Source organism: Psychrobacter cryohalolentis K5, assembly GCF_000013905.1.
Taxonomy (GTDB): domain Bacteria; phylum Pseudomonadota; class Gammaproteobacteria; order Pseudomonadales; family Moraxellaceae; genus Psychrobacter; species Psychrobacter cryohalolentis.
In genome coordinates this window covers 380787-405834 of record NC_007969.1, presented here as the reverse complement: position 1 = coordinate 405834, position 25048 = coordinate 380787, and the positions used below count along the sequence as shown (strand labels likewise).

At 42.8% G+C, this 25048-nt stretch carries 20 protein-coding genes; 6 read left to right on the top strand and 14 right to left on the bottom strand.

Going from position 1 to position 25048, the window contains the following annotated elements:
• Positions 1 to 30: 30 nt before the first annotated feature.
• Positions 31 to 1023 carry a glutamate/aspartate ABC transporter substrate-binding protein gene (locus PCRYO_RS01735; RefSeq protein ID WP_011512704.1) on the bottom strand — a complete coding sequence of 331 codons (993 nt, stop codon included), beginning with the start codon at positions 1021 to 1023 and terminating at the stop codon, positions 31 to 33.
• A gap of 552 nt (positions 1024 to 1575) precedes the next feature.
• Between PCRYO_RS01735 and PCRYO_RS01730 the strand changes: the two genes are divergently transcribed.
• Positions 1576 to 2556 (top strand): Hsp33 family molecular chaperone HslO, encoded by a 981-nt coding sequence (locus PCRYO_RS01730; protein WP_011512703.1) that lies wholly within the window; start codon positions 1576 to 1578, stop codon positions 2554 to 2556.
• A gap of 244 nt (positions 2557 to 2800) precedes the next feature.
• Here the strand turns inward: PCRYO_RS01730 and PCRYO_RS01725 are convergent, their stop codons facing one another.
• From PCRYO_RS01725 to PCRYO_RS01680, 10 genes are all read right to left on the bottom strand, one after another.
• Positions 2801 to 4264 (bottom strand): alpha/beta fold hydrolase, encoded by a 1464-nt coding sequence (locus PCRYO_RS01725; protein WP_011512702.1) that lies wholly within the window; start codon positions 4262 to 4264, stop codon positions 2801 to 2803.
• 230 nt (positions 4265 to 4494) lie between these two features.
• Positions 4495 to 6696 (bottom strand): PhoX family protein, encoded by a 2202-nt coding sequence (locus PCRYO_RS01720; protein ID WP_011512701.1) that lies wholly within the window; start codon positions 6694 to 6696, stop codon positions 4495 to 4497.
• 273 nt (positions 6697 to 6969) lie between these two features.
• Positions 6970 to 7686 (bottom strand): fumarylacetoacetate hydrolase family protein, encoded by a 717-nt coding sequence (locus tag PCRYO_RS01715; protein WP_011512700.1) that lies wholly within the window; start codon positions 7684 to 7686, stop codon positions 6970 to 6972.
• A gap of 97 nt (positions 7687 to 7783) precedes the next feature.
• The gene (locus PCRYO_RS01710) at positions 7784 to 8509 is read right to left on the bottom strand and encodes an ABC transporter permease (RefSeq protein WP_011512699.1); all 726 of its coding nucleotides are present in this window, start codon (positions 8507 to 8509) and stop codon (positions 7784 to 7786) included.
• 13 nt (positions 8510 to 8522) lie between these two features.
• Complete coding sequence (locus PCRYO_RS01705; protein ID WP_011512698.1) at positions 8523 to 9257, bottom strand: ABC transporter permease; 735 nt, start codon at positions 9255 to 9257, stop codon at positions 8523 to 8525.
• A gap of 436 nt (positions 9258 to 9693) precedes the next feature.
• Positions 9694 to 10611: an ABC transporter substrate-binding protein gene (locus tag PCRYO_RS01700; RefSeq protein WP_011512697.1), complete on the bottom strand. Its 918-nt coding sequence runs from the start codon at positions 10609 to 10611 to the stop codon at positions 9694 to 9696.
• 99 nt (positions 10612 to 10710) lie between these two features.
• The gene (locus PCRYO_RS01695) at positions 10711 to 11643 is read right to left on the bottom strand and encodes a transporter substrate-binding domain-containing protein (protein ID WP_011512696.1); all 933 of its coding nucleotides are present in this window, start codon (positions 11641 to 11643) and stop codon (positions 10711 to 10713) included.
• Positions 11644 to 11729: 86 nt separating this feature from the next.
• Entirely contained in the window at positions 11730 to 12530 is an 801-nt protein-coding gene (locus PCRYO_RS01690; RefSeq protein ID WP_011512695.1) for a transporter substrate-binding domain-containing protein, read from the bottom strand.
• A 340-nt stretch (positions 12531 to 12870) separates the two neighbouring features.
• Positions 12871 to 13668 (bottom strand): ABC transporter ATP-binding protein, encoded by a 798-nt coding sequence (locus PCRYO_RS01685; protein WP_011512694.1) that lies wholly within the window; start codon positions 13666 to 13668, stop codon positions 12871 to 12873.
• A gap of 172 nt (positions 13669 to 13840) precedes the next feature.
• The gene (locus PCRYO_RS01680; protein ID WP_011512693.1) at positions 13841 to 14167 is read right to left on the bottom strand and encodes a hypothetical protein; all 327 of its coding nucleotides are present in this window, start codon (positions 14165 to 14167) and stop codon (positions 13841 to 13843) included.
• Positions 14168 to 14522: 355 nt separating this feature from the next.
• On the opposite strand from PCRYO_RS01680, the gene PCRYO_RS01675 reads away from it, so the two are divergent.
• From PCRYO_RS01675 to gltS, 4 genes are all read left to right on the top strand, one after another.
• A complete protein-coding gene (locus tag PCRYO_RS01675; RefSeq protein ID WP_011512692.1) occupies positions 14523 to 15824 on the top strand; it encodes a glutamate-5-semialdehyde dehydrogenase in 1302 nt (433 codons plus the stop codon).
• Positions 15825 to 15980: 156 nt separating this feature from the next.
• Complete coding sequence (locus PCRYO_RS13375) at positions 15981 to 16742, top strand: ribonuclease domain-containing protein (RefSeq protein WP_011512691.1); 762 nt, start codon at positions 15981 to 15983, stop codon at positions 16740 to 16742.
• Position 16743: 1 nt separating this feature from the next.
• A complete protein-coding gene (locus tag PCRYO_RS01665; protein ID WP_011512690.1) occupies positions 16744 to 17118 on the top strand; it encodes a barstar family protein in 375 nt (124 codons plus the stop codon).
• A gap of 88 nt (positions 17119 to 17206) precedes the next feature.
• Entirely contained in the window at positions 17207 to 18481 is a 1275-nt protein-coding gene (gene gltS / locus PCRYO_RS01660) for a sodium/glutamate symporter (protein WP_011512689.1), read from the top strand.
• A gap of 102 nt (positions 18482 to 18583) precedes the next feature.
• Here the strand turns inward: gltS and glyA are convergent, their stop codons facing one another.
• The 3 genes from glyA to PCRYO_RS01645 all read right to left on the bottom strand — a co-directional run bounded on the left by glyA (position 18584) and on the right by PCRYO_RS01645 (position 22135).
• Positions 18584 to 19840 carry a serine hydroxymethyltransferase gene (gene glyA, locus PCRYO_RS01655; RefSeq protein ID WP_011512688.1) on the bottom strand — a complete coding sequence of 419 codons (1257 nt, stop codon included), beginning with the start codon at positions 19838 to 19840 and terminating at the stop codon, positions 18584 to 18586.
• A 398-nt stretch (positions 19841 to 20238) separates the two neighbouring features.
• Positions 20239 to 20745 (bottom strand): chorismate--pyruvate lyase family protein, encoded by a 507-nt coding sequence (locus PCRYO_RS01650; RefSeq protein ID WP_011512687.1) that lies wholly within the window; start codon positions 20743 to 20745, stop codon positions 20239 to 20241.
• A 52-nt stretch (positions 20746 to 20797) separates the two neighbouring features.
• Positions 20798 to 22135: a GNAT family N-acetyltransferase gene (locus PCRYO_RS01645; protein ID WP_011512686.1), complete on the bottom strand. Its 1338-nt coding sequence runs from the start codon at positions 22133 to 22135 to the stop codon at positions 20798 to 20800.
• Between the two features lie 670 nt (positions 22136 to 22805).
• On the opposite strand from PCRYO_RS01645, the gene PCRYO_RS01640 reads away from it, so the two are divergent.
• Entirely contained in the window at positions 22806 to 25025 is a 2220-nt protein-coding gene (locus PCRYO_RS01640; RefSeq protein ID WP_011512685.1) for an NADP-dependent isocitrate dehydrogenase, read from the top strand.
• Positions 25026 to 25048 lie beyond the last annotated feature (23 nt).

Sequence of the window (25048 nt, the reverse complement as noted above, 5' to 3'; positions counted from 1 at the left end):
TAAGCATGCTATGTTGAGGGACAAGAAGCGTTATTGCGCAGTCGCTACTTTTGGCTGATCGCTATCATGTGGATTGGCAATCAACGCTTTTAAGTTATCTGACATCTCAAACTTTAGATTGACATTTTTTGGTGGAATTGGATTTAAGAACCATTTGTCATAGATGCTATTGATCTCGCCTGACTTAAAGACATTGGCTAGTGCTTCATCGACCACGGCTTTAAATTCTGGATCGTCTTTACGCATCATACAACCATAAATCTCAAACGATTGTGGCTCACCAACAATGACCCATTCATCGGGATTTTTGGCTTTGGCTTTTTCGCCTGCTAGCAATACATCATCCATCATAAAGGCATCGGCACGACCATTCTCTAGCATCAAGAAACCTTCGCCATGGTCTTTTGCTGAGATGACATTGATATTCATCTTTTTATCGTCGTTGTATTCACGAATATAACGCTCTGAAGTTGTACCTGCAGTCGTGACTAAGGTTTTACCCTTTAAATCATCGAAACCTTGGATACCTGAATCTTTTTTGGTCAATAAACGCGTACCGATTTCAAAGAAGCCGTTAGAAAAAGCGACTTGTTTCTGACGCTCTTCATTATTGGTTGTTGAACCACACTCAAAATCTACTGTACCATTTTGTACTAATGGGATGCGTGTTTGTGAGGTAATAAGGTTATAGCGGATTTTTAGATCTGGCATATTGAGCTTTTGTTTGACAGCTTCTACCACTTTCATCTCTAAATCATGAGCATAGCCGATCGGCTGATTTGGATCATCAGCGATGTATGAGAACGGAATGGAAGAGTCACGGTGACCGACGACGATGGTGCCTGATTCTTTAATTTTATCTAAGGTGCCGTTGGTATTTGCCGTCGCCTCGGTGGTTGCTCCATCTGCTGGCGTCGCCTCATTACTGGTTTGGCTATTGTTGTTACAGCCTGCTAGAGCTAGTGCCATAAAGGCAACTAACGTTAATGGTTTGGATATAGAGGTAGAAAGTAAGTAAGTCATGAGATATGTCCTTTTATCACATTGCCACAAGATTGGAATGACATTTAAGTGCGATAGAAACCGTAGAAAAACGCTATAAATTTGCGTTTATGGGCCCTATTGCTATGCATCCGTGCTGTTGCTGTTGTTTATCACTATGCAACTTAATGTTACTGTACAACAAATTGACTGACGAGGGTAAACTTTTTTTACTCAGCTGACTATTTTTGGTTTTTAATTTGTTGGAGATAATAATCCCTAAATAAAACAAGCTCTAACGTCATTAATATAGGTACATATTTGATAAAGCTAATAGAGAAATTCATTTTTTATAAACGGCATTTCTTACGTCAACAATCTACTATAGTCAGTCCTAAATAAAAGAAATACAAAAATTATAAGGTGCTACTGGTATCAATTTTGCTTGCTGACTGTGCCTACGCAGACAGAGGCTGCGAATAATTAATCCCAGTGGCACTGTATTTTTTAAAAAGTGTATCTACTATAGATACGATTGATAAATCCGAACCTATCCCCATAAAGCTAGCAACTTCTTAATCTTATACATGACCTATGACCCAAGATACCCAAACTCCGAATGCTCCTGAACAAAATACTGATCTGATGCAAGATAACGACATTCGCCAACGCTTTTTTATTGAAGACTCTCCGGTGCGCGGTGATGTGGTGCGCTTATCGCGTAGCTATGCGACGACCATTGCGCAAAAGCCTTATCCTGAAGCACTAAAACGCTTACTCGGTGAGATGTTGACGGCTGCAAGTTTGCTGATTGGTACTGTTAAAATCAATGGTCGCTTGTCGATTCAATTGCAATCATCAGATAGCGATAGTTTGCTGAATTGGGCGATGGCTGAATGTGATCAAAACGGTATTATCCGCGCTCTTGCCAGCTGGAAAGCTGATACTGACGAGCACGTGCAAGCGTGGAATAATATGCTGCATGCTAAAGAAGCGTTTGCTGAACTGGGCGCTACTGGTCAAGGCGTATTATTTATTAATATCCAACCGGATGGCGGCGAGCCGTATCAAGGTATTGTTGAACGTAGCCATGACAATCTGGCAGATTGCTTGGCGCATTATCAAAAGCAATCGGCACAGATTCCAACGCTGATTAATTTGGCATCTGATGGTTTACAAGCGGGTGGCATCTTGGTGCAAATGCTGCCGCGTACCGCTCAAGAAACCTACGAAGTTGAGCAAAATGAAGATGCTGGTATTGATGATGACTTGTGGACACGATTGTCTGTATTGACGCGTACACTGAAAGCGGAAGAATTGACCACGCTTGATACCAATGAGATTTTGTATCGCTTATATCATGAAGAAAAAGTCGTTGCTCCTGAGCCTATCTCGCTATCGTTTGGTTGTACGTGTTCACGTGAAAAGTGTGAAATGGCAATCGAGCAAATCGGCGAAACAGAAGCATTGGATATCGTTGCAGAGCAAAACGGTACCTTTGAGATGGATTGCGGATTCTGCGGTGAGATTTATAAATTTAATGAAGACGATGTGGCAGCGATTTTTGCTGAGTAGTCTTTTATCTCATTGATTTAAGTATAGTCAATTCCAAATAAAACAGATACTTTATATTCCAACGCAGTACTGGTATAAATTTTTCTGGCATGCTGTGACTACGCTGACAGAGGCTGCGTACAATTCATCTCAGTCCTACTGTATCGTTTTAATACTGAATTCACTATAGTCACTCATAAAAAAACCCTCAAGTATGATGCTTGAGGGTTTTTAGCATTAGTCTTATTATTTTGTATCTCTTATTCTAAACCTCATAGGTTTCTGGATAAGAATAAATACGCGGGTTCAGCGCATACTTTGCTTCATGTGCATCGCCTAATCTATCATCCAAGAGCCAAGCAATGATTTGCTGATGTACTCTATCGCTGTAGATTAAGTTCATATGGTTTATCCCATAAAAAATAGCTTTGTGTCCCTCTGGTACTGCCAGCGTATGCTCTTCGGTATGCTCACCCAGTGCTGACTCTACCGAAACCAGCCCATCGCCCAATAAACTTGTGGTCTTAAATTCAAAATGGGTCTCGACCATCACTGCTGCTACCAGATAGGTATTCACATGCAATGGCAAGTGAGTAGGATGACGAAAATCTGCTGGTAGCACACTACGTCCCTCTAACGCTTGCCAGTCGGCATCTCGAATACTACCGTAACGCAGATCAATGATACCCGCACTGCGCATATCACCAAGCTTTGCCAATGACCCAGCAAAGGGCAATTTAGCGATTTTATCTTGGACAAAATGCCCAATCTGCTCCAAACTTGCGCCATGATGCGGTGACCCTAAAGTCACCAGATTACTCACCCTTTTGACCCAGCTAAAACCTTGCTCTTTGCCATAAAACAGCGCGCTACGGCTTACCAAACCGCCCATACTATGACCGACCAAATCAATCTGGGTGATGTCTGGGTTATTCTCAACCAAATCTTGCAACACTTGAGCAAAGCTACGTCCATTACTTGAGATACGTCGACCTGTATTATAATTTAAATACAAGACAGTCGATGACGGCAAGCTATACATGAGCGTTTTTGCCAGATTATTCTCACCAGATACTTTCCAGCTTAAGTGGCTTAAACAAAGTCCATGGCATAGAATAATAACGCGCCCTGACAATACAGCGCTTTGCACCCGATTATTGGTATCATACAGCACCATCGATACTGCTAATGGATTTTGATGCGTAATCAGATGATCACCCATCACTCCGTTTAGGATATTGACCATGCGCCGCAAGTTCTTTGGTAATAGTCTGACCTTTTTGGGCTTTAAAACAGTATTATAAAGGTGCAGACCTGAGGCTAAATTATTACCAATCAGCTGCATCGCCTGACGTACCGTACCATAAATGCGCCCCGTGATACCCTGTTGCCAGCGCTCGACATTTCCTTTATTAAACCGCCCTAAAGGACGCAGTAATATCTCACGGTGGATGGCTTCCACAATGTCAGTCACCTCGACCACACCCATAGTCGCAAGCTGTGCCAATCCTTCAAAAAAACCAACCAATGAGAGCGGTTGATACGGTTGAATATCAGTATGATTCACGCTTTTTTCAGTCAGCTCATCCACATAGATATAGTCAAGCTTATCCAGTTCCTCATAGACATCGCCTTGAAATCCTATATCGATAGCAGATTGCTCATCAGAAGGACGCCGAGTCGTTGCAAATAAATCATGGATAGTTTCTAAAGGTTTTGGACTGAGCATAATGTTGACATATCAAACAGTTAAAGGAATTTTCCATACTATCCTGTAATGGTCATAAACAGAAGAGAATGATTTAACTATCAAGTATCTTTATTGTCAAAAAGCCATGTAATTATTCAATATCAAAAATTGCATACTAGTAACTACCGCCTAAAACACAAAAATCCCAAAGCCATGACTTAGGATTTTTATGTTTGTTAAGACGCATCATTACTAATGCAAATGTTTAACTAGACAAATGACTCTGCCAGTATGACATCACCATCTTCGCGAGTAATCATGACGGTGGCTGAGCGTGGTGTACTACCTCCAGCAATAGCGCCCCACGTATTACCCGGATGCTGAATATTAATAAATAAGGTTTTAAAGTCTGGGGCCATCGTAATACCTGTGACTTCACAGCCCTCCGGACCGACGAAGAAACGTTTGATATTGTCATTAGTGGCAGGCATGCCGACTCGGGTTTGTTGCCCCGCTGACGTAGTAGTGAGGGTTCCATCGCTGATATTGCCCGGTAGCGCTGCTAGCAACATACAGCTGCTGGTATCGGTATAAGCACCGTCATCTGTTTGAATCCATAAGACGCCACGTGGATCAAAGTATAAGCCGTCGGGGGAAGAAAAGTCATTATTGTCATTTAATTGTGATAAGTTTTCTGCTGATAAATCACTCGGCGCAGCAAATAAATAAATATCCCATTCAAAACTGGTTGCCGCATGATCGCCCCTTGCTTCTGCCCAGCGAATAATATGACCATTGTCATTACCACGCGCTTTGCCGCCAGTATTATAGCTGCGCGGATTGGGCGCTGAAAGTGGCTGATCATCACGTACGCCGCGATATTTATTATTGGTCAATGTCACATATACATCGCCCGTTATGGGACTGACCGACACCCACTCTGGTCGATCCATTTTGGTGGCACCGACCACATCTGCTGCTGCACGAGCAAAGACCAACACCTCATCTTGTCCATGAAAAGGCAAGACCGTATTGGAGACATCCAGTCCATTTTGACCGTGAATCAACGCTTTCCATTCACCCCGGCCATTTTCATTAAAGATAGCAACATAGAGCGTACCCTCATTCAAATACTTGTCACCTGCTTTTAATCCACCGCCGATATCAGCATTTGACCATGTGGCTTTGGAGACGAACTTATAGATATATTCCCCTCGAGCATCATCACCCATATAAAAGACCACCGGTTTGCCTTGTTCAACAGGGGCATAGGCACAATTTTCATGAGCAAAACGTCCTAGTGCTGTGCGCTTTTGCGGTATGGAATTTTGATCAAAAGGATCAATTTCGGTGATATAGCCAAAGGTATTAAAGCCATTTCTATAATCGTCAGCAGCGCTAGCACTAGCGGCGGTCATATCCCAGCGTGAAAACTCGTCGCTTATCTTGGCATCTTTAGCATCAGGGGTATGCCATAAGTATTCCCAACCAGGGAAGTTTTCCGTTGCGCCGTAGCGTTCGCGACCATAGTTATGCCCAGCACTTAATTGGCTAGCGTCTTGCCCACGGGCAAATACCCCTAAAAAGTTCTCTTCGGTGGTCAGATAGGTGCCCCAAGGTGACAAACCTGCACCGCAGTTATTATTGATACCGCGAGTCTGAAAGCCTGTCGGATCAAACTTAGTCTTGACCAAATCAGAACCCGCAACGGGTCCTGTCAACTGCGCCGTACTACTACTCGTGAGACGGCGATTATATTTCGAATCAGCCACCATCTCATAGCCCATGCCATCAGCGCGGCGTTTCATCTCGACCACCGCCACCCCATGACAATTAACCTCACGGCGCACGTCGCTAGCAAGTCGACGATTTTGAAAGATGGGCGCGGCGTTGTTATCTTGGATAACATGATAGCCAAACGGACTCAGCTCACTACTGTTTACATACTCATGATTCATTACCAGCAGCCCATTCTCTGACGCTTTAGGGTCATAGGCGCTGCCCTTTTTGCCAAAGAACCACATGCCATCATGATTATCACCCATGCGCCATTCGAATGACTCAGCCGACTGCTCTCGATTGTCTTTCCAGTCATCAATACCAGATATTAGCGGCGTGCCAAGTGGTAATATCATCTCGGCTTTATAGCCTGCTGCCACGCTCATCGTTTCGGTAGTCGAATGCGCCACTGCTGTAAACTTCAAAGTTTCGGGACGTTTGAGATCACCTTGTGCAGGGACAGCAGCATCATTGCCATTATTTTTGGCAGGAATACTATCATCGTCATCGCTACAGCCGACTAAAGGTAGCGCGCCAAAAAACGCCGCCGCTGTTAATCCTGTGCCACCTTTTAGGATACTACGCCGATTTAAACGACGACTAATAATGGTTTGAAAATCGATATTGTTGGTCGGATTAGAATCTTCAACGACTTCATGGGCAAGTGGTTGTTTGCTATTCAATAATGTCATTATCAGTCACCTTGCTGTTAGGCTTGATTGGCATGAGAGAGTTGATTGCAGTCTTGTAATTGCAATCACCAAAATACGAATTATGCCTAAGTCTACTGAGTGTTTATGACAGTATGTTGAAAACCAAATGCCAATTTGATAGTAATGTGACGATAACCTCATGACAAATGGCTATTACCACTGATAAACCAAAAAAATCCCAAGTGTGAACTTGGGATTTTTTGATAGCGTTAATGCATTTAAAAACTTATATGATACTGCTGCGATAAGAAATTATCGAACTTGCACCTGCCATTCATGAGTGCGAAGCTTGAATGTTAGCGTATCAGCTGCTTGCAATACACCAACGCCGCTTGGCGTACCTGTCATAATCACATCGCCTGCTTGTAAGCTAAAGGCATGGCTAATCTCTGCTAGTAGCTCATACACTGGAAATAGCATCAAGGCACTGTCACCATCTTGCTTCAGCTCGTCATTGATATAGAGCTGATATTCAACATGGCAAAAATCACCAAACGCTTGCGGATCAATCCAATCGGCAAGCACACAAGCACCATCGAAACATTTAGCACGCTCCCATGGATGACCTTTTTCTTTGAGCTTGCTTTGCAAGTCACGTAGGGTCAAATCAAGCCCCAAAGTCACGCCACCTATCGCTTGCTTTGCTTGTTCAATCGTTGCTGCCGATAAGTCGGCTGCCAGCTGAATACACAGCTCTGCTTCATAATGAGTGTCGCCATATAGCGCTGGATTTGGACGGACAATATCATTATGCACACTGACCACTGATGATGCTGGCTTCATGAATAAGATAGGCGATTTTGGTATCTCATTGCCAAGCTCACGCGCGTGTTCTGCATAGTTACGGCCAACGCAAATGACCTTGCCAATGGATTCTCGTACGCTATCGTTAATGGTGGCAATACTCGCGTCATCCTTGACGCTGGCAGCAATTGTATCGACTAAGGATATAGATGGTGATTGGCTCATACTAGGCACTCACAACAGATGATTGATATTTTAAAAAGCGAAACATACTGCACTATTTATCACAACGTTTATGATAGGTTTTATTCATAACAAATCATTAGCCGACGGTATGCGTAGTCACATCTGGTGGCACATAGCTTGCGTGACGATTCATGCGCTTTTCAAACATTCTAAAGCTAAACAGAATAACCCACGATAACAACAGATAAACGATACCGGCAGCGAAGAACAGCTCCATCAAGGTATAGGTCCGCGCACTAATAGTACGGGCAACGCCCGTGATATCCATCAAAGCAATCGTTGAAGCGAGTGCACTGCCCTTTAGCATAAAGATTACTTCGTTGCTGTATGCCGGAATTACAATACCAAAGGCACGCGGTAACGTAATACGGGTCAGCTTCTGCCACTTTGACATCCCGATTGCATCGGCAGCTTCAAGCTCACCGACCGGAATATTTTGAATAGCACCGCGGATAATCTCGGCTAAATAAGCACTGGTATTTAGGGTAAAGGCAATGATAGCACACCAGTAAGCTTGGCTAAGAACTGGCTCCCACAGGAACGAATTACGTACCGCTTCGAACTGCCCAAGACCATAGTAAATCAAAAATATCTGTACCAGTAATGGCGTGCCACGGAAAAAGAAGATATATAGAAAAGGGAATATCTGTACCACCCAATTTTTAGACAGCCGTAACAGCGCCAAAACCAAACCAAAAAATAAGCCAATAATACCCGAGAACAAAACCAGCTGTACGGTCAATACCGCGCCACCGAGTAAGTCTGGGATATGATCAAAAATAACCTGCCAATTCCAATCCATAGTGTCTTCCCCTTTATCCTATGGTCGATTGACGGTGAGTGGTTTGACGGCTGAGCTTTTTAGCATAACGCGCTGCCGGATTGGCACGCCATTCAAGCCACATCATAAAGCCAGTAATCAGCATGGTCAAACCTAAATAAATTATTGCCGCTGCCATATAAAAGGTAAATGGCTGCTGTGTTGATTGCGCGGCGCGCGAGGACTGATACATGATATCTTTGAGACCTACGACCGACACCAGTGCCGTATCTTTAAGCAAAACCAAAAATAGATTACCCAAACCTGGCAATGCAATCTGCCATACTTGAGGTAAGGTTATGCGATAAAAAGTCTGAAAAGGACGCATACCAATCGCTTGCGCCGCTTCTCGCTGTCCTATAGGAATCTCTTGAATCGACATACGGAAGATTTCAGTCGCATAAGCACCGAAAGCAATAGAAAGTGCCATCACGCCGCCCCAAAAAGCACTAATCTCGACATAGTCGTTATAGCCAAACTTTTTGAGGATGCTCATTAGCAGTATAGAGCCACCATAGTAGATAAACAGTACCAATAGTAGCTCAGGAATACCGCGCATCGTGGCGGTATAGACAGTCGCAATTTTGCGCAGCAGCCAGATATTAGACAGCTTTGCTGTGGCACCGAGCAAACCTAAGACCATGCCGATGATCAGACTGGTCATGGCAAGCTGTATGGTGACGGTAGCGCCGCTCAATAAAAGCGCGCCAAATCCTTGTAAGTCAAACACGATTATCCACTCAGTCTCTTTATATTAGCAAATTGCAAAATATGAGTTAAAAAAATCAGCATCAATAGCTGAATACAGTTAATAAACGTACTTTAGACCCAAGAAATATGAGTCATTTGCGTCATATACTGACGCTAGATTAATACGGTTATTGCCGCGATAATTGACACAGTAGAAATGAGCGCTGATTTTATCATATTCATTCGCCGCTATGTTAATACTGACGTGTAAAAGCATCGCCTAAATAGATATCTATCTCTTTAAAAGGCCGATGATTTAGTTAAATAACAGCAAATCTGTTGGTTAATAATGTCTACAATAATAGCGTGACTGTAAATAAGTACGCAAGAAAAAGGACATCACCATAATGGTGATGTCCTCATGCTTATTAACACAATATTAATGCAGTCGTGAAAACCGTAATACTACTGAGCCTTTACTGTGTAGCACTATCTATAGCTGGTGCTTCTGTTAGTGTCGCACTTGCTGGCACAGCAAAGTATTTTTGATTGATCTTATCATAAGTGCCGTTGGCTTTAATATTGCTCAATGAGGTATTAATTTTTGCTTGTAGAGCTTCATCATTCGGACGGACGGCAATCGCAAAGTTATCATTGATATCAATCTCCGCGCCCTTTAACACATAATTATTACCGGACGTCGAGCTGAGCCATTCAATCGCTGGCAGTTTATCCGATATCATGGCATCGACGCGACCAGCACCCAAATCTAAAAACGCATTACTTAATGTATCATATAGCTTCATATCCGCTTTTGGATAAGTGTTTTCTAGCCACTGTGATGAGATGGTGGAGCGCTGAGCGGCGATAGAGTGGGCATTAATATCAGTCACCTTAGCAGGGTCAAAGGTGCTATCTTTTTTGGCTAAAAACACTAGCGCATTGCTAAAATACGGATCCGTAAAAGCAACTTGTTGAGCGCGCTCAGGGGTGACTGACATCGCAGCGACGATAGCGTCATATTTACCAGCCTTGAGACCGGGGATGATACCGTCCCAATCTTGCGCCACAATCTCACAAGTTACTTGCATATCAGCACAGATAGCATTGGCAATTTCGATATCAAAACCGCCGAGCGTGCCATCTGCATTGGTATAGTTAAAGGGCGCATAAGCACCCTCAGTACCGATACGCAGCACATTACCCTCTGTCGCATCTGCTTTTTTCTCAGCTGTCTCCGCAGTATTATTAGCGTCTGAGTTAGTCCTTTCAGCCCCTTTATCTTGACCGTTACTACAACCGACTAAAGCTAAAAATGCTGCCACTGCTAGCATAGGTTTTGAAAACCGCTGACTGGTCACTGAATTTGAGCCTATGACAAGATAGTTACTCATAATCATCCTTGAGTTTATTACGTCGTGAAATTTTGATAAGTGCTGGCAAATATGCATTCCTCAAAACTTAGGATCAATACATATTTGTCATCACAGGTATTAGTTTGCTGTCGCTTGCTCTTCTTTAGCAATCGCCGTATCAGCATCGACACTAGCTTTATCCATGACTACTACTTCTTTGATATCACTAGTAGCGACTGCTTTTTGAGCAGCAGTGGTTGAGCTAGTACCAAAATAGCTACCCGTGATTTGATCATAAGTGCCATTGTCTTTTAGCTCAGCCAAGGCTTTATTAAATTTGGCAACCAATGGATCGCCTTTACGGAAAGCGATACCCATCGCATCATCATTGGTGCTGATTTCTTGACCTTTGACCTCATAGTCTTTACCAGCTTCTGTTTTTAGCCAGTCAATACCAGTCACTTTATCAGACATCATCGCCCGCACACGACCTGACGTTAGATCCAGATACGCATTGTCTTGGGTATCATAAAGTTTGATATCAGCATCAGCATGTTTATCTTGTAGATATTGCGAGGCAACAGTTGAACGCTGTGAGGCAATTGGCTGACCTTTTAGAGCGTCAACACTAACATCGTCGCCTTTTTTACCGATTAAGATAATGCCGCTATGAAAGTAAGGTTCGCTAAATTCGACCACTTCTTTGCGCTCAGGGGTGATTGACATACCAGCGATGGCAGCATCAAACTTCTGCGCATTTAAGCCTGGAATCAAGCCATCCCAATCCTGGGAGATCACTTCGCATTTGGCTTTCATTTGCGCACATAGTGCGTCAACCAATTCAATCTCATAGCCGATTAACTTGCCATCAGCATCGGTATAACTAAAAGGTTTATAGCTTGATTCCGTCGCGATTTTGATATTTAAAGGCGTATCAGTTGCTGCAGCTGTTTCAGTGCTTTCTGTTGGTGTAGAGCTGTTATTACAGCCAGCTAGCATCAGCATAGCAGCGCTTAGTGGCGCTAACCACAAGGCTTTTTTGGTCATTGACGAGGTCATTGAAATGATCATAGTGGTTATTCCTTAATATATTTACCAGCCGTATATATATCCGCTGCTTAAAACGGATATAAACAATCGACGCTAATGATTACAGATTATTGACCAAAGTTTTGCTGCTCAAGACGGGCAAGCTCACCGTTACTGCGAATTTCATTCAGCGCTTTATTAAAGTCTTCTTTAATGGCATCGCCTTTACGGACAGCAATCGCAATATTGTCATCATTGTCAATCTCATCACCCACGATACCGAAGCCTTCAGGGTTGTCTGCTAACCATGATTTTGCTGATACTTTTTCAGCCAATACAACATCACTACGACCAGACTTCAGGTCCAAATAAGCATTGTCATAATTGTCATAAAGCTTAACGGTATTGCCATCTTTGCCTTCATAATTGTCTTGTAAATAAGCACCTGGTGTCGTTGAACGTTGACCACCAAGCGTCAGATTTTTGATGACTTTAGGATCAAAGCTGCCTTTGGTATCGGTCAGCCAAACCATCGTATTGGCAAAGTAAGGCTCACTAAAATCGACTTTTTCTTGACGTTCAGCGGTAATAGACATACCAGCGATAACCGCATCGTATTTTTGCGCCAATAAACCCGGAATAATACCGTCCCAATCTTGAGCGACAATTTCACATTTGGCTTGCATCTGCTCACATAGAGCATTGGCAACGTCGATATCGAAACCCGCCAAACTGCCATCGGCATTGGTATAGTTAAAAGGAGGGTATGCGCCTTCAGTCGCAATACGAATGGTCTTGCCAGTGGTTCCTGCTGCCGGTGCATCTGCATTGGTATCAGCAGCGTCATTGGCAGGTTGGCTACACGCACCTAACATGAGCGCGGCAGTAACGGTAATCGATGACCATAATAGGCGAGAATTCGACATCATACGTTCCTTAAATTCTGATGGATTTTTAAGATGATTTTTAATCTCTAATTTTTAATACAGCGTTCTGGTATATTTTCTCTGACGTCCCTGCCAGATAAGTCACTCGGATTCAGGCAACTGGATATTCAGGCTGTGAGATGTTTAGGTATATGGATAAGTGCTATGCATACCCGCTCACAAGTCTTTTGATAATACCTGAGTGGAATATCAAAAACAAACGTTTTGCATACCGACTGTGATTATTGAGTAATAAAGGCACGAATAGATTTACTGATGTGCAATCTTAGCGTTTTAAACAATTATTGCTAAGATTGCGATTTTACTAGATTTAAGCAATGGATTAATTTTGACGATGTGAAGCCATAAAGTCTCTAACGCGCTCAGACTTAGGGTTATCAAAGACTTGCTCAGGTGTACCAATCTCTTCAATAACGCCTTGGTGTAAAAACACCACTTTACTAGAAACGTCACGAGCAAAACGCATTTCATGGGTCACAATCAACATCGTGCGTCCCTCTGCGGCTAGCTCTCGCATAACGGCAAGCACTTCATTGACCAGCTCAGGGTCTAAAGCAGAAGTCGGTTCATCAAATAATAATACCTGTGGCTGCATAGCAAGCGCGCGTGCAATAGCAACACGCTGACGCTGACCACCAGACAGATTAGCAGGATAAGCGTCTTTTTTATCAAGCAAACCCACTTTATCAAGCAGCTTCTCAGCATCGCTAATGGCTTGGTCTTTTTTTATTTTTAAGACTTGTATTGGCCCTTCAATGATATTGTCAATAATCGTTTTATGTGGCCATAGGTTGAAATTCTGAAAGACAAAACCCACGCGTGCGCGCAAGTGTTCTAGCTGTTTGATATCAGCCGCTTGCAATTCGCCTGACTTAGCTGGCTTTAGCATCAGCTCATCTTTACCGATAATAATGCGACCTTGATTGGGCTTTTCGAGCAGATTGATACAGCGCAGCAGGGTCGACTTACCTGAGCCAGACGAGCCTAAAATAGAGATAACATCGCCGTCATAGGCAGTTAGAGATACGCCTTTCAGTACGGCCAATGAGCCGAAACTTTTATGGATATCTTGTAAATCTAAAGCGATAGGTCGAGTCGGATTATTTGCAGTATCAAGCATGGTTTAGCAGACTTCCAATAAATATGAATGAAAACATGACGTAAAAAGGTGCTTAGCATTAAAAAGGCGTTTGGCAATAAATTACCTTTATAAAATAAGGCCCATAATATACAGTCAATTATGGGCCTTATTTTATCATCTTAATAGCGTGAGCGCTGTTTTATCTGCCACATTAGTAGCTTGAGACGTGCTCTTCGCTTTCAGTACCGTCCATCATCTCTGCATCATCCGCAGTTGCTACGGCCACATCATCCGTGCTACTGACATCCATATCATTGTCAGCAGATGCTACCGCAACATCGTCAGCACTGCCGGCAGTAGCCATACCCGTTGCTTCATCTTCTACCGCAGTCTGCGCATCGACTGCTGGCGCCGTCTCTACCGGTGGCTCATCTTTCTTACCACAGGCACTTAGCGTCAATGCCGCTGCAACCAATCCAACGCCCAACCAGTTTTTGTACGCGCCAGATTTTTGAATTTGTTGTTGATCAATGGTCATGTTTATTCTCCAATATTTTTATTTACTATCATTAATTTCCACTATGAATAGCTATCATGTAGCCGAGCGAGTTTAAAAATAACGTGTTAAAGCTAAAATGAATCTTTTACTGCTTAGCGCTCACTATACGGACGATTCATAGCGACTACCTTAGTAATTGCGGACTATTTCTGTTAAAAATACGTAACCATCAATCTAATGCCCAATCATGACTATCATATAAAGACAAGTGACTTCTATTCACAAAATCGGCTTTACTATCGAACTAATCTCCTCTATGTTAAATAGCAGAGTGCCATTAGAGCGCTAAAGAACACTGATTGTTTTCTATTTATAACTATAAGGAAGAATATTTATGAGTCAAACCAATACCACAGACGTAACCGCTTATATGCAAAATGTTGGTAAAGAAGCGCGCGCTGCATCCAGAGCACTGGCTGCTGCCAATACGGGTGACAAAAATGCTGCACTGATGGCGATTCACGATGTATTAAAGAACGCTAAGCAAGATATTTTAGCCGCCAATACAGTTGATATGGACAATGGACAAAAGAACGACCTAGATGCTGCGCTGCTTGATCGCTTGGAGTTAAATGACGCCCGCTTTGATGGCATGTTACAAGGTCTAAAAGACGTTGCGGCATTGCCTGACCCTATTGGTGAGGTTACAGACATGACGTATCGTCCGTCGGGTATTCATCTGGGCAAAATGCGCGTGCCACTTGGTGTGGTCGGTATGATTTATGAGTCGCGTCCCAATGTCACTTTGGAAGCAGCCTCGCTCGCACTAAAGTCAGGTAATGCCATCATTTTACGTGGCGGCTCTGAAGCATTTGAGTCCAATCAAGCGATTGCCAAATGTATTTTAGAAGGACTAAAAAACGTTGGTATGTCTGAGTATAGTGTCCAAGTACTAGAGACCACTGACCGTGCTGCCGTCGGTGAGCTTATCACTATGACAGAGTATGTTGATGTTATCGTACCACGCGGCGGTAAAGGGCTGATTGAACGTATCAGCCGCGATGCACGCGTGCCTGTTATTAAGCACTTAGATGGCAACTGTCATACCTTTATCGACAGTGATGCTGATCCTGAGATTGCCATTAACGTGAGTGTCAATGCCAAAACCCATCGCTATGGTACTTGTAATACCATGGAAACCTTGTTGGTCGATGAAGCCATCGCTGATGAGCTGTTACCAAAAATTGCCGAAGCCATCGTCGAAGCCGATAATGCGATGCAACTACGCCTTGATGATAAAGCGCAGGCTATTCTGAACGATAACACTATCCTTAAAGGCCATTTATCAGCCGCCACCGCTGAAGATTGGGATACCGAATATCTCGCCCCTATCCTCGCGATTAAAATATTATCCGGCATTGATGAGGCGATTGAGCATATCAACACCCATGGCAGTCATCATACCGATGTTATCATTACAGATAACTATACCAAGTCACAGCGATTTATCCGCGAAGTCGACTCAGCAAGCGTGATGATTAACGCCTCTAGCCGTTTTGCCGATGGTTTTGAATATGGTCTTGGTGCCGAAATTGGTATCTCAACTGACAAGATTCATGCGCGTGGACCTGTCGGACTTGAAGGCTTAACTTCACAAAAGTGGATTGTTTATGGTCATGGCGAAACGCGTGCCTAATTTATTACGTCTTCACTACAATTTATAATGTCGTCTGCAGTATAATTGTTACAGAACGTCAGCTTAATTGCTGGCGTTTTTTTATTATTAATAACTATATTATGTATGACATAAAGCCATTATTTTACGTGATAAAAATCTATCGATAGGACGAGGATGCCCATGCAAAGTGGCAAAATTAAGCATTGGAATTCTGATAAAGGCTATGGCTTTATCGATGTCGACAATCAGAGTGAAGATGTGTTTTTTCACATAAAATCCGTGCGAATGGCGCAGCCTATCAGCAAAGGGCAACGTGTCTATTTTAATAGTGAACGCAATGACAAAAACCAATTGCGCGCCACCGAAGTCACATCGGATGAATTGAGTATTTTAGAGACGCCAGCGTCCAATTCAGTGGCAAATTCAATGCATCGCAGCTCAGATAATGTTAGTCAGAAAAACAATCAAAACCACATTAGCAAAAATAATCGTAGCAGCCAGAATAAGAAAAGCAGCTTCTCTACCCTATTCAGTTTGATTGCCATTATCGCTGTTGCGGTCTATTTCTTTGCTGATTTGAAATCCAGTTTTTTTGCCGATAGCGCGCCATCTATTACTCTATCGCAAAATCATATTGAATCTGCCAGTAATTCAAATGCAGCGGCTATCACTGGTGATGCGCAAATAGATCAGACGCTTGTGCTTATCAAGCAAGGTGGACCCTTTCCTTATCCTAACAAAGACGGAACCACTTTCTATAATCGCGAAGGCAAGTTACCGGCGCAGTCGCAAGGCTACTATCGCGAATATACTGTACCCACACCTGCCGTTTCGCATCGCGGCGCACGGCGTATTGTCACTGGTGGTCACCCACCAACCATTTATTATTTAACCCTTGATCATTACGACAGCTTTCAAAAACTGGAGGTGAAATAACATGCCTCAAGCTATTTACTATGTAAATCAAAGCAGCATTGATCAAAACCTTGTTAAAGGTAAAAGCAGCAGAACGTTTGCTACTATTCCTGAACAAGCAATCGCTATACCTATAGAAGAGCGATTAGATAAAGAAACACTCTTAAGTAGCTTAGCGAAAGCCTGCGATTTCCCAAGTTGGTTTGGTCATAACTGGGATGCAGCGTGGGACTGCTTAACAGACAGTGATATAGAGCATTTGGTACTTGATTTAACAGCGGTTAAAAATATTAACACCGAAGATTTTAATGTCTTCAAAAGTATTATAGAAGATGCTTTTAAAGAATTTGGCAAACCACAGCTGTGGATTGTCGTGGCGTCTGATGATTTGTCTTAGTCGCTAGTAAGAGAAGAATCTAAATTCGAGATAAAAACAGATTTATCCCGAATTCAGGTTAATTTATATTTATAGAAAGGATTAACATATGGAAATCACCCTAAACGGCTATTACACCCTGATATTAGCCACATTAGTACTTTTGCTTGGACGCTTCTTAGTCAAAAGAATTAAGTTTTTAGAAGACTTCAATATTCCAGAACCAGTCGCAGGCGGTTTGGTCGCAGCGATTGTCGTTTATATTCTTAATATTGTTTGGGGCTATAGCTTTAATTTCCATCAAGGACTGCAAACAGCGACCATGCTGATGTTTTTTGCCTCTATCGGGCTTAGCGCTGATTTTGGTCGGTTAAAAGCAGGTGGCTCACCCTTGCTGATTTTCACCATTATCGTGTCTGTTTTTATCATTTTGCAAGACATCCTTGGTGTTGCAATGGCAAGCGCACTTGGGCTTGATCCTTTGCTTGGCTTGGTGACCGGTTCAATCGCTTTGACTGGTGGACATGGTACTGCTGGTGCTTGGGGCATTACTTTGGAGGAGCAGTATGGTGTGGTTGGCGCGACGACGCTGGGTATCGCAGTTGCCACTTATGGTTTAGTAGCAGGTGGTATTATCGGTGGTCCTGTTGCCCGTCGCTTGATTAAAAAGCTTGGTCTCAAGCCTACAGCAGACAATCCAAACCCAAGTGATGTTGAAAAACTGGCAAGTGAGCAGTCGCTCTATAGCACCAAGCACAGCGAAGAGGAAGTTCACAGCAATAAGGAGATGTTTGAAAAACCGGATAATATCCGTCTGATTACGGCATCGTCTACCATTGAATCATTGGCACTGTTTGCCGCAGCATTGGCATTTGCTGATCTCATGACTTTGGTAGCACAGGATACATGGTTTGAGTTACCGACCTTCGTATGGGCATTAGCAGGTGGTGTGATTTTGCGCAATACCTTAACCATGGTATTTAACTTTGATATGTTTGACCGTGCGATTGACGTCATCGGTAACGCTTCTTTGAGTCTTTTCTTAGCGATGGCATTATTGTCATTAAAGCTGTGGCAATTGACAGATTTGGCAGGTCCGGTATTGATCATCTTATTGTCACAAACTGTTCTAATGATTGGCTATGCTTACTTTGTGACCTTCAAACTCATGGGCAAAGACTATGATGCAGCTGTCTTGTCAGCAGGACACTGTGGTTTCGGTATGGGTGCAACTCCTACAGCCATTGCCAATATGCAGGCGGTCACCGATCGTTACCTACCATCACATAAGGCATTTTTAATTGTACCTATGGTTGGTGCATTCTTCGTTGATATCGTTAACGCGACGATCTTGCAGATATTCACCAAATTGCCATTTATGTGATTTGATGAAATAAAAAGCTGATTCATATACTCACAAAAAAACCGCCTAGCAAAAGCTAAGCGGTTTTTTTATTTCTGACTTATAAAACCAATTAATTAGAAATTACTGGTTTTTAGCATAGACAGGAAGCTCTTTACAGATCGCTTCTACTTTGCCACGTACTTCAGCAGTCACTGCTTCATCGCCACGGCTGTCAAGAACATCACAAATCCAACCTGCCAAATCACCTGCTTGTGCTTCGTTGAAGCCGCGAGTGGTAATCGCTGGTGTACCAATACGGATACCAGAAGTCACAAACGGAGATTTTGGATCGTTTGGTACGGCGTTTTTATTGACCGTAATGTGTGCGTCACCCAACCATTTATCCGCTTCTTTACCGGTCATCTCTTGCTTAACTAAGCTGATAAGCATCAGATGGTTTTCAGTGCCACCAGAGATAATTTCGTAGCCGCGATCTTGAATGACTTTCGCCATGGCTTGAGCGTTTTTAACCACTTGCTGCTGATAGGTTTTGAAGTTCTCTTCTAATGCTTCTTTAAAGCAAACTGCTTTTGCCGCGATGACATGCATCAACGGGCCACCTTGGTTACCTGGGAATACGGCAGAATTGAGCTTTTTAGCAAGTACTTCATCACGAGCAAGAATCATACCTGAACGTGGGCCACGTAAGGTTTTGTGCGTAGTCGTGGTCACTACATCAGCAAATGGTACTGGGCTTGGGTAAACGCCGCCAGCGATAAGACCAGCAACGTGAGCCATATCGACTAGTAAGTAAGCGCCTACTTCGTCAGCGATTTCACGGAAACGCGCCCAATCAACTACTTGTGAATACGCTGAAAAACCAGCGATGATCATTTTAGGCTTATGCTCTTTTGCCAAGCTCTCAACTTGGTCATAATCGATAAGACCAGTGCCTTCGACCAAACCATACTGTACTGCATTGTAGTTTAGACCTGAGAAGTTGATATGTGCGCCATGCGTTAAGTGACCACCAGCATCTAAACTCATGCCAAGCACAGTATCATTGGCTTCAAGCAATGCTAAAAAGACAGCAGAGTTTGCTTGGCTACCAGAGTGTGGCTGTACGTTCACATATTCTGCACCAAACAATTCTTTTGCACGGTCAATAGCTAGTTGCTCAACGACGTCAACATGCTCACAACCACCGTAATAGCGCTTACCAGGATAGCCTTCAGCGTATTTGTTGGTCAAATCAGTACCCTGCGCTTCCATCACTGCTTGTGAGCAGTAGTTTTCTGAAGCGATAAGCTCAATATGGTTCTCTTGACGAACGCTTTCAGCAGCCATAGCTTCAGCAAGTACTGGATCAAAATCTTTGATAGAGATATCTTTAAACATAGTAAAGTCCTAAGTGGTGACGTTTATTAGTAATAACGGTCGTTGAAAGAAGCGAGTAGCAAAAGAAGTTTGAACTAGGCAAGCAAAAGGCATGAGCTTATCATTAGCTTGCAGTTTTAAGGATAAATTCGATACTCTTTTGCATCGATATTCTCGCTAAAGTTTAAGTGTAACATGAAACTTTATGTTGCGAGCGCAAAAAAATATCAGCTTATTTTGAGTAGACGACAGGGCAAAATTCTCTATATTTAAATCTATTTTTTTCAGTAACTTATCAATATATCATCTAAATAGAAGCAGTAAATTCATTAAAATTTATTCACTAAAAACTTATCTGAATAATAAAGTGGAAAATAGTTGGCTAATTAATTGGTTGTTTTAATTTTCTGATGAAGTACTTAAATATCCAATTGTTTTTCACAGAACCGTGGCAAAAAGGTCTCACTAATAAGTAAAGAACGACCATGCCAATCATAAAGCGTCTGCCGTTGCCAGCCATCTGCCGTATGTTTGATAGAGCGCTGATTGGGCAAGGTACGACTGCGATTAAACAATACATAGCCTATGGGTGTGCTTTTTAATTGCTGTAGACGTCTGGCACTGCCTTTTAGACTTGATAACGGAAACAGGCTTTGCGCCTGTACCCATGGTAGCTCGTCATTACCGTATAGATATACCTCACGGACCCATGCCAGCCGTGGATGACTAAGCGCTGCCCCTTTGATACCCAATTGTTTTTTTTGTGCTAAAGACAATAACCGATAGCCCTCAAATCTGCGTTCTACGAGTAATGGCCGCCCAGCTTTTACCTCTAGCAAGGCAGTAAGAGAGCCTTCGATATTTAGCCAAGGTAATAGCTCAGTTGGAGGTAATGAATTGGTTATGCAAGAAAGATGAGAGATCATAGTTTACGGCTAATGTGTACTTTATTAAGTAGAATATGGTTAAAAGATAAGGTTATTCATTGTTATCAAACATTGGCATATTATCAATATTAAACGGCAAAGCTTCAAACGCTTGCTCTCGATATTGCGACATATGTAGCCGATCTTTGCGGCAAAAATCAGCAATCGCTGGCACAAAACGCGCATCATAAATACGGTGCAGTGAGTGGGTAGCTGTTGGAACAAAGCCACGAATCAGCTTATGCTCGCCTTGCGTTCCTGGGTCGAAATAATGCAAGCCTTGCTCGATGGCAAACTCAATACCTTGATAATAGCACAGCTCAAAATGCAAGCTATCATACTTACCAAGCGCTCCCCAATAACGACCGTACAAAGTTGCCGTTTTATTGTCAGGCTTATCGTATAAAAACAGACTGCTCGCGATAATCTCACCGTTGGCATCAAGTGCTTGTGCGAGCATTAAATGCTCAGCCATATGTTGCGCTAATGCTTTAAAAAAATCCATGGTCAAATAAGGCTGCTGCCCACGTACCGCATAAGTCATTACATAACAATGATAAAAAGTCTTCCAGTCGGACTCGGTAATGTCATCACCGCATTTTCGCTGGCACGTAATACCTTGCTCAGCAACTTTTCTGCGCTCAGCCCGAATGGTTTTACGTTTTTTGGCTTTGAGCGTAGTCAAAAATGCTTCAAAATCTGTAAATGGCTGTTCATCTTGAGTTAGATTTTTATTTTGCCATAAAAATTGGCAACCTTGACGCTCAAGTATCGGTAGCTCAATCGGTTTTGCCGCTACACCATTTGCTTGGGTTTTAAGCGCCATTTCTATATCAATATCAGTCGGCAGCGATGCGTTAGCGATAGCAGCCATCTCAGGCGTGACAAATAGCCCATGCCAGCCAGAGGCATCTACTTGCTGCGCAATATCATCCACCCCTGCAATAACGGTCTTTATAATGTCAGCATCGAGCGTCTCACCTGCTGCCAGCCATAAGCGCTGCCCAGTAATAGGCGTATAAGGGGCGCTAGTTACCAAACGCGGATAATAGTCGAGACCATGCTGCGCATAAGCTTGCGCCCATGAATGGTCAAATACAAATTCCCCTTGGTGATGACCTTTAATAAATACGGGCATCACGGCAACCGGCTGCTTCACCTTTATAGAAGCTTCTACAGAAGACAAATTTTGCTGTACTACAAAATCATCATCGGCATCTACACGGTGCACCAATATATAAATAGGTAACCAGCCAGCCTCTTCGCCAATCGCGCCAGTGTCACTAAGCGCTTGCCAAAAGGCAAATGACATAAAAGGGGTGTCTGGCGTTTGCCAATTGCCAAGGCTTTGCCAACTGGTATCGTTCAGTAACGCATATTGTAAATTCATAATCAGTACACTGTTTATTTTGATGACTTTTCTTGATCATATAGCCTATCAACTTGGCATTTTTTTGCTGTCACAATTTGCAAGAATTTTATATAACCGTTATAGGATTATTGATACCATTTAAGAAATGATGCCGTACTAGTGTGATAGAAACAAAACTTTGATGCCATACGTAATAAAAACTGCCATTAAAAACAGGCAAATTACATGGAAAAGATGATATCAATCTTGATGACTGATAGAATAAGAGTATTATTAGCTTAATATAATTCATATAGATGAGATATGAGCGAAATAGTATACTTAGTTCAACATACGAGATTGACATCATATCGGATTTATAGTGGATGAACTATAATATATCGACTTTCATGTATCGTCAGGCAGTGTTACCCAATCGTTCAACCCCTCTTTTGGCGGTAAGTTTGTCATAAAGGTTAAAACAGCTTCCAAAAGATAGTTTTGCAAAATAAGGTCAACAAGCAGTCTCAAAACTATTTAAATGCGTCAAACTGTTTAAATATATTTTTGTATGATTGCAAAAGTGACACTTGATGTGCTTAATTTAGCGCCATCACTCATTATGGTATGAAGGCTATATAAAGCGATTAAATAAGATCCAAGCCTTACTCCCCTTATTAATGACAACATAAAGGAATACTCTACTACAATGTCAAAAATTATTTATACAAAAACCGACGAAGCCCCAGCGCTTGCAACCGTATCATTCTTGCCTATTGTCAAAGCATTTACTCACACAGCAGGCATTGAAGTTGACACCAGTGATATCTCAGTTGCTGCGCGTGTATTGGCTGAATTCCCTGAGTTTTTAAGTGAAGAGCAACGCGTTCCTGATAACTTAGCTGAGCTAGGTCGTCTGACACAAGATCCAAACACCAACATCATTAAACTGCCAAATATCAGTGCTTCTGTTCAACAGTTGAAAGCAGCTATTAAAGAGCTACAAGGTAAAGGCTACGCTATTCCTGATTTTCCAGATGACCCAAAAACTGACGAAGAAAAATCGATTCGTCTGCGTTATGGCAAAAGTCTAGGCAGCTCGGTAAACCCTGTACTTCGTGAAGGTAACTCAGATCGCCGCGCACCAAAAGCGGTCAAAAACTACGCACGCAAACATCCGCATTCTATGGGTGAATGGAAACAATGGTCACAAACGCATGTATCACATATGCACAGCGGCGACTTCTATGATGGCGAGCAATCTATCACTTTAGATAAAGCGCGTACTGTACGTATGGAACGCTTAGCGGACGATGGCACTGTAAATGTATTCAAAACAGGCATCGCTTTGCTTGATAAAGAAGTCATCGATCTTATGTTTATGAGCAAAAAATCACTGCTTGATTTTTATGAGCGTGAAATGGAAGACTGCCGTGAAGCTGGTATCTTATTCTCGTTGCACGTAAAAGCGACCATGATGAAAGTATCACACCCTATCGTCTTCGGTCATGCGGTCAGAATCTACTATAAAGATGCTTTCCAAAAGCATGGCGCATTATTTGACGAGCTAGGTGTCAATGTTAATAACGGCATGGCAAGTTTGTATGAAAAAATTGCCGAGTTGCCAGCCAGTTTGCGTGAAGAGATTGAGCGTGATCTACATGCTTGCCAAGTCCACCGCCCACGTTTGGCGATGGTTGATTCATCAAAAGGCATCACCAACTTCCATTCGCCAAGTGACATCATCGTTGATGCATCCATGCCAGCTATGATTCGTAACGGCGGAAAAATGTGGGGTGCTGATGGTAAACTATATGACTGTAAAGCTGTCATGCCAGAATCTACCTTTGCCCGCATTTATCAAGAAATGATCAATTTCTGCAAATGGCATGGCAACTTTGATCCAACAACGATGGGTACAGTACCTAACGTCGGTCTAATGGCTCAAAAAGCGGAAGAATATGGCTCACACGACAAGACTTTTGAAGCGAGCGATAACGGTATTGCTCGTATTGTTGACGAAGAAACAAATGAAATCTTGCTTGAGCAGCGTGTTGAAAAAGGTGATATCTGGCGCATGTGTCAGGTTAAAGATGAGCCTATCCAAGATTGGGTCAAGCTTGCAGTACGCCGTGCACGCGAATCGAATACACCAGTTATCTTTTGGTTAGACCCGTATCGTCCACACGAAAACGAGCTGATCAAAAAGGTAAAAATGTATTTAAAAGATCATGATACCACTGGTCTACATATCGAAACCATGTCACAAGTTCGTGCCATGCGTTATACCTTAGAGCGCGTTGCTCGTGGTCTTGATACGATTTCTGCTACTGGTAATATCTTACGTGATTATCTCACTGACTTATTCCCGATTTTAGAATTGGGCACCAGTGCTAAGATGTTGTCAGTGGTTCCATTAATGAAGGGCGGCGGTTTGTTTGAAACAGGCGCTGGCGGTTCAGCACCAAAGCATGTACAACAATTGGTTGAAGAAAACCACTTACGTTGGGATTCTTTGGGTGAGTTCTTGGCATTGACTGTGTCGCTAGAGCATTTAGCACAGAATGACAACAACCCTAAAGCTCAGGTATTGGCTGATACCTTAGATAGAGCAACTGAAAAGCTGTTATTGAATGACAAGTCTCCATCACGCAAAACTGGTGAGCTTGACAATCGTGGCAGTCACTTCTATCTTGCGATGTATTGGGCACAAGAGCTTGCCGCTCAAGAGCAAGACGGCGAGCTAAAAGCACAATTTACCGCACTTGCGCAGAATCTTGAGAGCAATGAAGCAGCTATTATCAAAGAGCTAAATGATGCTCAAGGTAAGCCTATGGATCTTAAAGGCTATTACCTAGCGGATGAAGCATTGGCTGAGCAAGCAATGCGTCCTAGCACTTTGTTCAATAACGCCATTGCTTCATTATAATTAACCCATCTTATAAAAGTTAA

Coding starts and splice junctions, on each gene's coding strand:
- PCRYO_RS01735 (WP_011512704.1), bottom strand. CDS start 1,023: ATGACTTACTTACTTTCTACCTCTATATCCAAACCATTAACGTTAGTT.
- PCRYO_RS01730 (WP_011512703.1), top strand. CDS start 1,576: ATGACCCAAGATACCCAAACTCCGAATGCTCCTGAACAAAATACTGAT.
- PCRYO_RS01725 (WP_011512702.1), bottom strand. CDS start 4,264: ATGCTCAGTCCAAAACCTTTAGAAACTATCCATGATTTATTTGCAACG.
- PCRYO_RS01720 (WP_011512701.1), bottom strand. CDS start 6,696: ATGACATTATTGAATAGCAAACAACCACTTGCCCATGAAGTCGTTGAA.
- PCRYO_RS01715 (WP_011512700.1), bottom strand. CDS start 7,686: ATGAGCCAATCACCATCTATATCCTTAGTCGATACAATTGCTGCCAGC.
- PCRYO_RS01710 (WP_011512699.1), bottom strand. CDS start 8,509: ATGGATTGGAATTGGCAGGTTATTTTTGATCATATCCCAGACTTACTC.
- PCRYO_RS01700 (WP_011512697.1), bottom strand. CDS start 10,611: ATGAGTAACTATCTTGTCATAGGCTCAAATTCAGTGACCAGTCAGCGG.
- PCRYO_RS01695 (WP_011512696.1), bottom strand. CDS start 11,643: ATGATCATTTCAATGACCTCGTCAATGACCAAAAAAGCCTTGTGGTTA.
- PCRYO_RS01690 (WP_011512695.1), bottom strand. CDS start 12,530: ATGATGTCGAATTCTCGCCTATTATGGTCATCGATTACCGTTACTGCC.
- PCRYO_RS01685 (WP_011512694.1), bottom strand. CDS start 13,668: ATGCTTGATACTGCAAATAATCCGACTCGACCTATCGCTTTAGATTTA.
- PCRYO_RS01680 (WP_011512693.1), bottom strand. CDS start 14,167: ATGACCATTGATCAACAACAAATTCAAAAATCTGGCGCGTACAAAAAC.
- PCRYO_RS01675 (WP_011512692.1), top strand. CDS start 14,523: ATGAGTCAAACCAATACCACAGACGTAACCGCTTATATGCAAAATGTT.
- PCRYO_RS13375 (WP_011512691.1), top strand. CDS start 15,981: ATGCCCATGCAAAGTGGCAAAATTAAGCATTGGAATTCTGATAAAGGC.
- PCRYO_RS01665 (WP_011512690.1), top strand. CDS start 16,744: ATGCCTCAAGCTATTTACTATGTAAATCAAAGCAGCATTGATCAAAAC.
- gltS (WP_011512689.1), top strand. CDS start 17,207: ATGGAAATCACCCTAAACGGCTATTACACCCTGATATTAGCCACATTA.
- glyA (WP_011512688.1), bottom strand. CDS start 19,840: ATGTTTAAAGATATCTCTATCAAAGATTTTGATCCAGTACTTGCTGAA.
- PCRYO_RS01650 (WP_011512687.1), bottom strand. CDS start 20,745: ATGATCTCTCATCTTTCTTGCATAACCAATTCATTACCTCCAACTGAG.
- PCRYO_RS01645 (WP_011512686.1), bottom strand. CDS start 22,135: ATGAATTTACAATATGCGTTACTGAACGATACCAGTTGGCAAAGCCTT.
- PCRYO_RS01640 (WP_011512685.1), top strand. CDS start 22,806: ATGTCAAAAATTATTTATACAAAAACCGACGAAGCCCCAGCGCTTGCA.